This window comes from Luteimonas sp. GW821-FHT14E02, assembly GCF_058803905.1.
Map to the genome: position 1 here is coordinate 221,309 of NZ_JBXAPK010000004.1, position 11,502 is coordinate 232,810.

Sequence of the window (11,502 nt, forward strand, 5' to 3'; positions counted from 1 at the left end):
CATGCCTGACCTGCATGTCGTAGATCTGTCCCGCCTGCAGTTCGCCTTGACCGCGCTATATCACTTCCTGTTCGTGCCATTGACACTTGGCCTGGCGCTGATCATCGCCATCATGGAGAGCGCGTATGTGATGTCGGGGCGCGAGATCTGGAAGCAGATGACCCGCTTCTGGGGCGTGCTGTTCGGCATCAACTTCGCCATGGGCGTGGCGACAGGCATCACCATGGAGTTCCAGTTCGGCACCAACTGGGCGTACTACTCCCATTATGTCGGCGATATCTTCGGTGCGCCCCTGGCGATCGAAGGGCTGATGGCGTTCTTTCTGGAAAGCACCTTCGTGGGCCTGTTCTTCTTCGGATGGGAACGCCTGAGCCGGCTGCAGCACTTGACGGTCACCTGGCTGATGGCGATCGGCGCGAATCTGTCGGCACTGTGGATCCTGATCGCCAACGGCTGGATGCAGAATCCGGTCGGTGCGGAATTCAACTTCGAAACCATGCGTATGGAAATCGTCGATTTCTCCGCGGTGCTGTTCAACCCGGTGGCGCAATCCAAATTCGTGCACACGGTCAGCGCCGGCTATGTCACAGGCGCGATGTTCGTGCTGTCGATCAGTGCCTGGTATCTGCTGCGCAACCGGAATGTCGAGATGGCGCGCAGATCGATGACGGTCGCGGCCAGTTTCGGATTGGCGGCCGCGCTTTCCACGGTGGTTCTTGGGGACGAGAGCGGCTACACGGCTTCGGAAAACCAGAAAATGAAGATCGCCGCGATCGAGGCCGAGTGGCACACGCAACAGGCGCCGGCGTCCTTCACGCTGTTCGGCATGCCCAGCATGGAGCGACGGCGGACCGATGCGGCAGTCCACATTCCATGGGCGCTGGGTTTGATCGCGACGCGTTCACTGGACGAGCAGGTGCCGGGCATCCATGAACTGGTCGAAGAGAATCGGGCGAGGATTCGGAGGGGACTGGAGGCAATGCAGGCGCTGGATGCGTTGCGTGCCGATCCGAAGGATGTAGACAAGCGCGCCCGCTTCCTGGCCGTGCGCGAGGACCTCGGATTTGGTTTGCTGACCTTGCGGTATGCGGCCGATGCTGCGCAGGTCGACGAGGCCATGATCGAGCGGGCCGCATGGGACACGGTGCCCAACGTGCCGGTGTTGTTCTGGTCGTTCCGTGTGATGGTGGCGCTGGGGTTCTTCTTCATCGTGCTGTTCGCCTATGCGTTCTATCTCGCCAGCAGGCGCAGGTTCGAGCGGCGCGTGTTCTTGCGCGTGGCCTTGTGGAGCCTGCCATTGCCTTGGATCGCGGCCGAGCTCGGCTGGATCGTCGCCGAGTATGGACGACAGCCCTGGGCGATCGATGGCGTGCTGCCGACGTTTTTGGGCGTGTCTTCCACCAGTTCCTCGCAGGTGGCCGCGAGCCTGGTCGGCTTCATGATTCTGTATACCGGCTTGGCGGTGGCGGACGTGCTACTGATGGTTCGGGCGATCAAGAGCGGCCCGGATCGCATGGGGCTATGGCCTCTCTCTTCCGCTTCGCGTCGCGATGCGGCGCATCAGGAGTCCCCGCGATGATTGATTACGACACCCTGCGTCTGGTGTGGTGGGGGCTGCTGGGCGTGCTACTGATCGGTTTCGCTGTCACCGACGGATACGATCTGGGGCTTGGGGCGATCCTGCGCCTGATCGCGCGTGACGACGTCGAGCGCCGGATGGCGATCGAAGCGATCGAGCCGAATTGGGAAGGCAACCAGGTCTGGTTCATCCTCGGCGGCGGTGCGGTTTTCGCCGCTTGGCCGTTGTTATACGCGGCTTCGTTCTCCTGCTTCTACTTCGCGATGCTGTTGGTCTTGCTGGCGCTGATCCTGCGGCCGGTGGGGTTCGCTTTTCGCAACCGCCTCCCACAAGCGCGTTGGCGTGGTGCGTGGGACTGGGCGTTGACTGTGGCAGGCGTCGTACCGCCACTGGTGTTCGGCGTAGCGTTCGGCAATCTCTTCCTGGGCGTGCCGTTCCACTTCAGCGAGCGGATGCTGCCGATGTACGACGGGACTTTCCTGGGGCTGTTCCATCCCTTCGCGTTGCTGGTGGGCGTGCTAAGCCTCGCCCTGTTCGTCATGCATGGCGCCACGTTCGCATCCATGAAGGTTGAAGGAGTCGTTGGCGAACGAGCACGGAGCATCGCGCATACCGCCAGCCTGTTCGCGGTCGTCAGCTTTGCCGCATGTGGCGTATGGCTGCTGGCGATTTCGGCGCCCGTCATCACCGGTGGCATCGCAGCCGATGCTCCATCCAATCCTTTGGGTAAACAAGTATTGCTGTCCAGCGGCGCTTGGCTCGCACATCATCGGCAACATCCCTGGAGCATTGTCATTCCCCTGGCCGCATTGCTTGCCATGGTGGCGGTGGCGTGTGTACGCGGCTCACGTTTGCGTTTCATCGCCAGCGGTGTGGCGGTGGCCGGTGTGATCCTGAGCGCGGGATTCGCGTTGTTTCCGTTCCTGTTGCCGTCTTCGACCGAACCCAGCCACGGCCTGACCGTGTGGGACGCCTCATCCAGCCAGAAAACGCTCGGCATCATGCTGGTGGCGACGCTGTTGCTATTGCCGATCGTGATTGCATACACGGCCTGGGCGTTCCGGGTGATGCGTGGTCAGGTAACCCGGGCGCATATCGAAAAGCAGGAGGTGACGTGATGTGGTACTTCAGCTGGATTCTGGGATTGGCGCTGGCCTGCAGTTTCGCCATTCTCAATGCGCTCTGGCACGAACTGCACGTGGACGAGGTGGGCGAGCGTTGATGGCGCGGGCGTTCTCGTTGATGCTCGCGGCGGCGAGCGCGATTGGGTTGTTGTTCTTGCCCGCGATGCGCGGGGGCGCCCTGACGAGCTTCGAGCATGGTCTTCTGATGCCCATGCTGCTAATCGTATCTGGATTGTTCATCCATGCCGTCGGATACGTGCCGGAAAACCCATGGTTGCGATCGATCTTGCGGCCAGTGTGGTTGTGGACGACATGGGTCCTCCTTGTTCTTGTGTGGAAATTTTCCACGTAGATGGCGGAGCAGGGGGCGTCTCGTTCCCCGAGTGCCGGATTGATCGAAATCAATACGTATTCGACGTGGGCACGGACACTGGCAAGACGCAATGAAGAGGAATGCCCCTGTGCCCCCCAAGGATATCGTCGTCTTTCTCGAACAATACTCAACCGGAAATCGGGAGCGCCTGTCCTCCGCCGTGACGCTGGCGAAGCATTGGCAGGCTCACCTGATCGCCGTTTTTGTGGCACATCCTCTGGCGATGGAGATTTATGCGGGCTTTGCGATCGGGGCGGGCTTCTCCAGCATGCTGGACGAGCATCAGGCGAACTTTCTTGAGGAAAGCCGATGCATGCGCAAGGAGTTCGACGCATTGACGGATCGGCGAAGTTTCACCTCGGAGTGGAGGATTTCAGAAGAGGAATCCGGCGATGAGCTGATGCTCCATGCGCGGCATGCCGACCTGGTCATCCTCGGGGCACCGGCGGCGCAGCAGGCCGATCGCTCCATGCTGAGTCTTTCCGAAAGATTGATTCTCGCATCCGGTCGTCCTTGCATTCTGATGCCGGATGGTTGCGCGCTCGACGGAATTCCACGCCGTATTGTGGTCGGATGGAATGGAAGCCGTGAAGCAACGCGTGCGATCTCGGATGCGATACCTTTCTTGGTTGCTGCCGAGAGGGTGGTTCTGGTGGTAGTGCCGGAGACGGGAGGCAAACGAAAGTTAAGCGCAGAACCGGGTGCCGACATGGCCGCGCATCTGGCGCGTCATGGCGTGAATGTCGAGCTTCAGCAGCATCAAGGAGACGACGCAGGCAAGGTTCTGCTGGAGCAGTGCGCGACACACGATGCAGACTTGCTAGTGATGGGGGCGGTGGCCCGACCGAGAATCGGGGAGATCATCTTTGGCAGTGCCAGCAAGATGGTGTTGTCAGCAGCCAATTTACCGTTGTTGCTGTCCAGTTGATGGTTTGACAAAGGGGTGTCTCGATTGAGACAAAATTGTACCAATTGAGCCAGCTCCCGCTTGAACTCACGCGCAAACGACATCTGTTCAGGCATTGCTTCCTATGCTCGAATCATAGGCTTGGGGTACTGATCGGGCTTGGCGAGCCATTTCGTCAGTACACTTGGATACTCAACGGGAGTCCCGGGCTTCCCGCATAGAACACGATCAGTGTGGCCGATTGTTCTGCAGTGCGTCCACGATGCGTGATATCAACGGTTTCGGTAATGGCCTCTCCAGCGTGGAAAGTGCGTTGTTGCCCGCTGTCGCGCTTCTCCAGCGTGAGGTTCCCAGCGAGAAGATAGGCGGCGCTTATCGTGGGATGCTGGTGCCAGGACAGAACACTGTGCGGGGGGATGTAAATCCGCAACACGCTGATCTGTGGTTGGCCGCTGGGATATCGGAAGTATGGCGTCCCGTCCCACGAACCAGTGGTTTGCAGCAGTGTCTCGGAATAGGAGGCTGGATTGTCGGCCGGCCGCTTCAATGCGATCGGTGACGAGAGTGCCTGTGCGGAGCTTTGAGCTGCCGTCAGGCAAAGGGCTGCGGATGCGAGGCAACGATAGAAGAGGCGCATGCTTGTCTCCGGGTGGTGATTGATGGTGTGGCGCGAGGATCAAATCAGGTGCAGTGCCTTGGCAGCGTCACGAAGTTCATCGCGGAAGCGTGGGTCGGCCAATGCGATCAGGGCATGAGCGCGCTCTGTAGATGGCTTTCCCTTGAGATCGATCCAGCCATGTTCGGTGACACCACACCGACTAGAGCGACTCGGCGTTGCTTAATCTGAGGATACATCCTTGGCGTAGGTCGCCATGTGGCGCGTTTGAGCAGGTCCCGAAGTGGAGCCTTGATCGATCATCGGCCTTGGATGTCGTTGAAATGTCGCGGACGGCGATAGCGTCCAAAATTCAGATGGGCCAGCGTGTCTCTATCGCATAGCTACCATCGCTGTCTTTTGCGCGGGAAAGAAGTTTCAGAAAGCTCTCGAGATCGATCCCGCATGATCGGGAACGCGCGGCGAAGAACGCCGCGCGGGTATCTGGCTCCTTCTTACGACAGGCTTTGTTCCATGACCTAGAGACCAATGATTGGAGCCAGCGAATTGCCGGCCGGGATCTCCGAGCAGTTTTGCGCAGCCGGGCGGCCTGCGAATCGATCGTCTACCCAGGGAATTGTCTCGGCAGTCCACAGAAACGTAGTCGGGATATGGCTGAGGCCATCGGCCTGTCTGTACTCAACCTTGACTCCGCGCGAGCAGTAATCACGTGCCAGCGTCCGAACGTCGCCAGCAATCATGACGGCATCGCCGGGACCAATTCCAGGCTTGTTGCCCGGTGTGCCTTCAGCTTCACCGCCGGCCCCCTGGCGGATCAGCATCGGAGCCGACGGCGTGCCACCAGTTCCCATGATCAGGTCGTTTACGATTTCCACGTAGACCGGAATCTTTTCCGGCGTCGGGTACTCGGGCTTGGCGATCGATTGCCAGGTGAGTCCGGGATATTGGAACAGGATGTTGAGGATCGAGGCCTTCTCTAACCGTTCGAAAACAGCCTTGCCGTGATCGTTTAGGTAGGGCTTCGGATCAATGCCATACGATCGGAAGATTCCGAGAAAAGCTGCTGGCAGAATTCCTGCCCACCCCAGGCTTCCATCGACGTAGTGCAGGTTGTGCGCCGGATGCACCAGGAGTCCTCCCGTCGAGAATCCGATGATCCGCTTGTCGATATCAGGAGCATAGCTGGGAGCCAGTTCGGCAGCCCACTCCGTTGCGATCCCTCCGCCGGAATAGCCGATCAGCACGATTTTGGTGTCGGTGGGTAAGCCGACCGTTGGGGAGTTGAATGTTGCGCGCACGGAATCCAGGGTGTTCAAGCCGTACTCCTGTCCAGCTCCGAAATTCGCCTGCTGGCCCTGGCTATCTGGGATCACGATGGTGTAACCCTTCGACAAAAGCGGGGAGAGCAGGATCGATTCGACATTCGGGATCAGTCCGCCGAGCGTCACTCCGCCGGAGATCGCATACGAGGGCTCATCGTCGGGATTGAGCGAGTCGTAGAAGGACTGGTAGGAGACCAGCTTCTTCGGACCGAAGTACAAGAGCGGCTGGACCACGGAGGTGACATTCACCGTTGCCTGCCCGAGCTGTCCCGTCGAGCGATACAGCAGCTGCGTGGTCTTGATCGGCAGCGGGAACCCGATGACGTGATAGGGGAGGGTGCGTGTCTTCAGCACTGTGCCGGGTGCGATGTCTTCCAGTGGTGTGCTGCCGTCGTACTTGTAGAACGGATCCTCGCCGGGAGGAAGCCGTGCCTCGGCCGAAGTGGTTGCCCCTGCGATCGCCAGTGTCGCGGCAATCAGGGCCGCGCGTTTACGCGCGACGGCACGCCGACGATTTTTCGCAGATTTCTTCTCAGACATCTCATGCTCCCGTGGGTTTGGTTGACAACGCATTGGGCCGGCATCATCAGAGATGTCGGCAAAGCGAATAGTTAATGGGGACTATTCCTGCCCTCTCTTCTAAGCATATTAAGGAGGAGTTTGGAGCAGCATCATGTGAAATCCTGTGAGGACATTGGACAGAATAGGAGGTGCCAACAGAAGTTCAGTTCGCAATTCGATCTTGTTAGAAACATCATGCTGCCGAGGTGGCGAGGGTGTGCCCTCTCGCGTCAGAGACGCCTTGCAGTCCGCTGCCCATGGCCGATACAAGATCTGTCTTTGAGTCGTTCACGCACAGGAAAACCAGGATGGCCTGGGAGAGACGTGTGGGGTTGGTCATCCGTTATGTTCGATACGATGCCGGAACAAGTCGCACGATTTCTGATCCAAGAGGGGGGCGAAACGGTTAGAACAGGGCGCGGCATCGATCTAGCGCCAAAAGTCTCTTGTGGCGTTAGCCGTGCGCCACGTTGCCTAGATGCCCGTGATTGCAATGTATTCTCGCGGCGGGATGGCTCATCTTCTTGAGAGCACTTCATCCGAATGATCGCGTGATGTCCCCTGAGCCGTTCAGATAGTGGCCGAGACTCAACTCAATCTTGCTGTGATTTTCTGCCATCAGGACGAGTAGTTTGGAAACGTGAGCTGCTACTCCCGGTCGGCGATAGGTTCCGAAAAATTCACTGAGTGATTCGTTAGTTAAGGCGACTGTCGATGCGCTGGTGTGCGCGTTGAGTAGACATGATGAATGGGTGAATTGCCCGGCATCGAATTCGAGCGGTCGCCTGCTCGATAACCTGTTGATGTCGTCTTGACGTGCTTTCTGAAAGCATCCCGGGTGTCGCTTATCGTGTGCTGCATCTGTTGGTTGCGGACACCGCCTTGGAGTGGTGTTGTTCCGCACATCATGGGTTATGTAAACGCCATTCTCTGGAGAGTGGTTCATTGTTTCCCGCGACGCCGGTTTTCAACGTCATCATGTGCCCGTGGAGAGAATAAATGTCCGAGATGAGAGATATGATGAGCCGCCGGCTTGCTGCTGCGCATGGGCGATTGGTCGTATTTGTTGTATCGCTGGTGCTCCTGGGATCAGCGACTTCGGCGGAGGCTCGACTCCCTCCGAGTCAAGATCCGTTCTATCAGTATGATGGCAGTACGCCGCTCGAGGGCATCTTGCCCGGCACAGTGTTGAAGAGCCGCTCGGTTCCTTATCACGTCGTCGGGTTTCCGCTGCCGGTCAAGACCACGCAGCTGTTGTATCGCTCGACAGGGCAGCTTGGGCAGGCGACAGTAAACGTCACTTCAGTTGTCCAGCCGGCCTTCAATTTCGGTCGCAAGAAAGTGGTCTCATACCAGTCAGCCTACGATTCGCTGAATCCGGATGACGAGCCGTCCTATGCGATCTCCGGCGGGGTGACGCTCGGTGGATTGATCCCGAACATCGAGGCGGTATTGATCCTTCCGCTTCTGTCGAAGGGCTACACCGTCGTGGTTCCCGATATCCAAGGTCAGCAGGCGAACCTGGTGGCTGGGCAAGAATACGGCATGAACACTTTGGACTCGCTGCGGGCGGCGTTCGCCTCTTCAGAGATCGGTCTTCCCAGTGATACTAAGGTCGCGTTGATCGGTTACTCCGGTGGCGCGATCGCGGCGGAGTGGGCGGCCGAACTTGCCCCGGGTTACGCACCCGAGATGGACAAGCGAATCATCGGAACATCGATTGGCGGTGTGTTCGCACATCCAGTCAACAACCTGCACTACATTGATGGAAGCCAGCAATGGTCCGGCGTCATGATGATGGCGTTGATCGGCCTTGCGCGCGCATACGAAATCGATTTGGGGCCTTATCTCAATGACTATGGCAAGAGTCTGTACGAGCGTATACGCGAGGCTTCGATCTTAAGCGTTTTGAATCAATATCCAGGACTCACATGGGCATCAGTCACTAAGCCGGAGTACCAGACTCCCGAGCAGATTCCAGAGCTTGTAGAGGCATTGAACGACACAATCATGGGGACTGGTGGTACGCCGTCGGCGCCCTTGCAAATCCGGCAGGGTGCCGGTGGTGAATCGGAAGGTACGCCGGGCGACAAGCCAGGCATTGGCCCTGGAGACGGCATCATGGTAGCCGGTGATGTCCGGAGCCTGGCCCGTGAATATTGCTCACGCGGAGTCAACGTCCAATACGGACAGAGTGACTCTCTCGGTCATACGCTTGCTGCGCTTGTATGGATTGCCGAGATGCTGCCCTGGGTAGACGAGCGGTTCGCTGGCCATGCGGCATCGCAAAACTGTTTGCAAATTCAGTCAGGAAACCCGCGAAACCCAATCCCTTCTCTTTGAGAAAGCCGTCCTGCTTCATCGCCCCGGACTCGAGAATGAGCCGGTTGACCACGTCCGGAGGGCGGATGGCGGTCTACAGCGCGACGCCGGCGCCTAACGAGTAGCCCATGACGTCGGCCTCGCCGAGGTTCAGATGGCCGATCAGAGCGGCAACGTCGTCGCCCATCGTTTCACTGTACAGTGGCCCGTTTGTGTCTGGCGTTCGCCCATGCGCCTGAAGATGGAAGGTGATCACCAACCGGCTCTTGGCAAGTTCGGCCAGATTGCTCCCAAAGCTGTCTGGGTCAATGTCCCGTGAAGAAGGGTGAGCGGCTTGCCGGCGCCATGCACGTCGTAGAAGGTGTGCTGGTCGTTGAGGTCAGCAAGGTCCCGTTCTGCAGAGCGGATGGCTCCTTTCGTCCTCACGTGGCGCCAAACTAGCCAGCGCGGCGGTGATCGTGCGTTTCATCGTCATCCCTTCCATGCACCGGTGCCTGCCGCGTGGTCACGATCTGCCTGCGAGCAACTCATCCAGTTGCGCAAACTGCTCGGGCAGGGCTTCCGCTGAACCGGCAAGGGCTTCGTCGAGGGCCGTTTTTGTGGGGTAGAGTTCGTGTAGGGTGACCAGCGTCTTGCCGGAATTTTCTTCGAACGTCACCGTGGTCACAGCGCCCTGATCGCTTTCTTCGTTCGTCCACACTAGGCGCTTGTGCGGCGTCACTTCCCTGTACGTACCGAAGAACGCCATCGGTAGATCAGAAGCCGGATGGCGGAACACGAGGCGATACGCGCCCCCGGTGCGCACATCCATGTCGCACGAGAGCAGCGTCAGGCCCGCTGACTCCGGAACCCACCAACTCTTGAACAATTCGGGATTGCTCCAGGCTTCGAAGACGATGTGCGCTGGGGCATTGAATGTTCGCGTCACGACGAGTTCGAGGTCGGACTTGCGTTCCACGACGGTGCTGTTCATGGCGCTTGAACTACCTTCTTTTCCTCGATGCATCTGCCTTCTCCTTGTATTTCAGGTGTTTGACGATCTTGTCCAGCGCGTCGAAACGTGCGCTCCAGAGTTGGCGATGCCGCTCGATCCAGGCCGCCTCTTCTTCCAGCCGGCGCAGTCCGAGCTTGCAGGTTCGTACACGCCCGACCTTCTCCGTTGTCACGAGCCCCGCCTGCTCCAAAACGCTAACGTGCTTCTTCATGCCCGTAAGGGTCATGTGAAACCTGTCGGCAAGGTCGGTGATAGATGCGTCTGAACCCGCAAGCTGCTCCAGCACACCGCGTCGGGTGACATCGGAGAGCGCGGCGAACGTTGCGTCGAGGCGGGCTTGATAGTGAACCATGTGGTTCACTGTAATGCGTGCAGGGGTGATATGCAAGCGGATGACCCCACGGGCTTAAATCGCACATGGCGCTCTGCCGCTTCGAACGAAATCTGCTTTACGTCGCTTGACGCAGGGATCATCAGGGGCGTGCACTAGGGGGTGGCTGGTTCAGCCGCGGGACAAACGATTGACGTCAAAACTTGTCAAAGGGATAGACATGCCACTTCGCCCGTAGCCATGAGCTAAAGCGAGCCGTTTACTGAAGACCTGCCAAGTCCGCTTCCGATCCAAAACAGACGATCGTCCAGAAGGGAGTGAGCAGCCAGTGGTTGCGTAAGAAAAGGCTGACTCTCTAATGCGGGCCTTCTGATGGCCAGCCGTGATCCGATTTGATCGCATATTCCGAGTTTGAGGATTCGACCCGAACTCATCCGGAGTCGGGCGCAACGGAGGCAGCTCACATGAAGTGTCAAATAAGATTTCTCGCCCTTTTAGGGACGTTCTCGATGGCAGGTGTTGTGCAGGCCGGGCAGCATATTCCGTACAGTGTCATCATTGATAGTCGGTCAATGACGGCTGTCGGCTCTCTTGGCACGGCACGTAACAGCAACAGCATATATGAGAGCATCGGATGCAATGTAATGTCCTTCGGCGGAGGCGATAAGACGGTGATTTGTACCGCCTATGATGCCAGTGGGAATTACGCATCATGCTCAACATCAGATCCTGGGATATTTGATCTAGCAATGAGCATCGATTCAGACTCATTCGTCCAGTTCGGATGGGCAGCCAATTCGCAATGCTCGCGCTTATCAGTCCGGAAAGGATCTCAAACCGAGCCCAAACGCGTGTTGTCCCCAAACGGCCCCTCCAGCAGCGCGCTGTGAGCTCGGCGGTCGGTAGATCCCATTAGGAGAAGAAAAATGAATCAGATCATCAAAAAAATGACCATCGCATGGGTATTGGCAGCCAGTGTCTCGCCGGTCATGGCAGGGCTGAGAACCTCACAGCCCGTCACTGTGTACATTGATGCTGCTGTCGCAAACGCGTCGGGCTCACTCGGTACCGCCAGCAACAGTGCCGACAGTAGCCAATATATTGGTTGCATCATCGTCGCGGTGCCTGGTGCCGCGATGTCCGCCACCTGCGACGCTACTGATGCTAGCGGGCAGTATGTGAGGTGCAAAACTACAGATCCGACGCATGTTGCCATGATCAAATCACTTCACACGGATTCATCTTTGTTTTTTGAGAGGAACCAGGAGTCGACTGAGACCTGCACGGATATTCAGGTTCACAACAAATCCTGGCTGGAGCCCAAGCGTCAATGGCCTGCTGTAACGCCGGGCACATAACGGCCGCGTTGATGT

At 58.3% G+C, this 11,502-nt stretch carries 12 protein-coding genes and 1 pseudogene; 7 read left to right on the forward strand and 6 right to left on the reverse strand.

The features are described 5' to 3' along the window. Window position 1: 1 nt before the first annotated feature. From AC1RNP_RS08610 to AC1RNP_RS08630, 5 genes are all read left to right on the forward strand, one after another. The gene (locus tag AC1RNP_RS08610) at window positions 2-1,579 is read left to right on the forward strand and encodes a cytochrome ubiquinol oxidase subunit I (RefSeq protein WP_493050836.1); all 1,578 of its coding nucleotides are present in this window, start codon (window positions 2-4) and stop codon (window positions 1,577-1,579) included. Continuing rightward, window positions 1,576-2,697, forward strand: coding sequence for a cytochrome d ubiquinol oxidase subunit II (cydB, locus tag AC1RNP_RS08615; protein WP_493050837.1), 1,122 nt, complete (start codon window positions 1,576-1,578; stop codon window positions 2,695-2,697). Before AC1RNP_RS08610 ends, cydB begins: the two co-directional genes overlap by 4 nt. After that, window positions 2,697-2,801: a cytochrome bd-I oxidase subunit CydX gene (gene cydX / locus AC1RNP_RS08620; protein ID WP_493050838.1), complete on the forward strand. Its 105-nt coding sequence runs from the start codon at window positions 2,697-2,699 to the stop codon at window positions 2,799-2,801. Before cydB ends, cydX begins: the two co-directional genes overlap by 1 nt. Continuing rightward, entirely contained in the window at window positions 2,801-3,055 is a 255-nt protein-coding gene (locus AC1RNP_RS08625; protein ID WP_493050839.1) for a cyd operon YbgE family protein, read from the forward strand. Before cydX ends, AC1RNP_RS08625 begins: the two co-directional genes overlap by 1 nt. A 109-nt stretch (window positions 3,056-3,164) precedes the next feature. Then, window positions 3,165-4,004 carry a universal stress protein gene (locus AC1RNP_RS08630; protein WP_493050840.1) on the forward strand — a complete coding sequence of 280 codons (840 nt, stop codon included), beginning with the start codon at window positions 3,165-3,167 and terminating at the stop codon, window positions 4,002-4,004. Between the two features lie 154 nt (window positions 4,005-4,158). Here AC1RNP_RS08630 and AC1RNP_RS08635 read toward each other — a convergent pair whose 3' ends face one another. The 3 genes and pseudogenes from AC1RNP_RS08635 to AC1RNP_RS08645 form a co-directional block, all read right to left on the reverse strand. After that, complete coding sequence (locus tag AC1RNP_RS08635) at window positions 4,159-4,620, reverse strand: cupin domain-containing protein (protein WP_493050841.1); 462 nt, start codon at window positions 4,618-4,620, stop codon at window positions 4,159-4,161. Window positions 4,621-4,659: 39 nt separating this feature from the next. After that, window positions 4,660-4,800, reverse strand: a pseudogene (locus AC1RNP_RS08640) (acetyl-CoA hydrolase/transferase C-terminal domain-containing protein); the annotation flags it as partial. A 317-nt stretch (window positions 4,801-5,117) separates the two neighbouring features. Continuing rightward, a complete protein-coding gene (locus AC1RNP_RS08645) occupies window positions 5,118-6,461 on the reverse strand; it encodes a lipase family protein (RefSeq protein WP_493050842.1) in 1,344 nt (447 codons plus the stop codon). A gap of 1,020 nt (window positions 6,462-7,481) precedes the next feature. On the opposite strand from AC1RNP_RS08645, the gene AC1RNP_RS08650 reads away from it, so the two are divergent. Beyond that, a complete protein-coding gene (locus AC1RNP_RS08650; RefSeq protein ID WP_493050843.1) occupies window positions 7,482-8,825 on the forward strand; it encodes a lipase family protein in 1,344 nt (447 codons plus the stop codon). A gap of 73 nt (window positions 8,826-8,898) precedes the next feature. Here the strand turns inward: AC1RNP_RS08650 and AC1RNP_RS08655 are convergent, their stop codons facing one another. The 3 genes from AC1RNP_RS08655 to AC1RNP_RS08665 all read right to left on the reverse strand — a co-directional run bounded on the left by AC1RNP_RS08655 (window position 8,899) and on the right by AC1RNP_RS08665 (window position 10,150). After that, window positions 8,899-8,991 carry an alpha/beta fold hydrolase gene (locus tag AC1RNP_RS08655; RefSeq protein ID WP_493050844.1) on the reverse strand — a complete coding sequence of 31 codons (93 nt, stop codon included), beginning with the start codon at window positions 8,989-8,991 and terminating at the stop codon, window positions 8,899-8,901. Between the two features lie 318 nt (window positions 8,992-9,309). Further along, complete coding sequence (locus AC1RNP_RS08660; protein ID WP_493050845.1) at window positions 9,310-9,777, reverse strand: SRPBCC family protein; 468 nt, start codon at window positions 9,775-9,777, stop codon at window positions 9,310-9,312. A 10-nt stretch (window positions 9,778-9,787) separates the two neighbouring features. Continuing rightward, entirely contained in the window at window positions 9,788-10,150 is a 363-nt protein-coding gene (locus AC1RNP_RS08665; RefSeq protein WP_493050846.1) for an ArsR/SmtB family transcription factor, read from the reverse strand. 905 nt (window positions 10,151-11,055) lie between these two features. Here AC1RNP_RS08665 and AC1RNP_RS08670 point away from each other — a divergent pair. Beyond that, on the forward strand, window positions 11,056-11,487 hold the full coding sequence (locus tag AC1RNP_RS08670; RefSeq protein WP_493050847.1) for a hypothetical protein: 432 nt from the start codon (window positions 11,056-11,058) through the stop codon (window positions 11,485-11,487). Window positions 11,488-11,502 lie beyond the last annotated feature (15 nt).

Excerpts from the sequence above, each read along its gene's own strand:
- AC1RNP_RS08610 (WP_493050836.1), top strand. The coding sequence starts at position 2 with ATGCCTGACCTGCATGTCGTAGATCTGTCCCGCCTGCAGTTCGCCTTG.
- cydB (WP_493050837.1), top strand. The coding sequence starts at position 1,576 with ATGATTGATTACGACACCCTGCGTCTGGTGTGGTGGGGGCTGCTGGGC.
- cydX (WP_493050838.1), top strand. The coding sequence starts at position 2,697 with ATGTGGTACTTCAGCTGGATTCTGGGATTGGCGCTGGCCTGCAGTTTC.
- AC1RNP_RS08625 (WP_493050839.1), top strand. The coding sequence starts at position 2,801 with ATGGCGCGGGCGTTCTCGTTGATGCTCGCGGCGGCGAGCGCGATTGGG.
- AC1RNP_RS08635 (WP_493050841.1), bottom strand. The coding sequence starts at position 4,620 with ATGCGCCTCTTCTATCGTTGCCTCGCATCCGCAGCCCTTTGCCTGACG.
- AC1RNP_RS08645 (WP_493050842.1), bottom strand. The coding sequence starts at position 6,461 with ATGTCTGAGAAGAAATCTGCGAAAAATCGTCGGCGTGCCGTCGCGCGT.
- AC1RNP_RS08650 (WP_493050843.1), top strand. The coding sequence starts at position 7,482 with ATGTCCGAGATGAGAGATATGATGAGCCGCCGGCTTGCTGCTGCGCAT.
- AC1RNP_RS08655 (WP_493050844.1), bottom strand. The coding sequence starts at position 8,991 with ATGGGCGACGACGTTGCCGCTCTGATCGGCCATCTGAACCTCGGCGAG.
- AC1RNP_RS08660 (WP_493050845.1), bottom strand. The coding sequence starts at position 9,777 with ATGAACAGCACCGTCGTGGAACGCAAGTCCGACCTCGAACTCGTCGTG.
- AC1RNP_RS08665 (WP_493050846.1), bottom strand. The coding sequence starts at position 10,150 with ATGGTTCACTATCAAGCCCGCCTCGACGCAACGTTCGCCGCGCTCTCC.
- AC1RNP_RS08670 (WP_493050847.1), top strand. The coding sequence starts at position 11,056 with ATGAATCAGATCATCAAAAAAATGACCATCGCATGGGTATTGGCAGCC.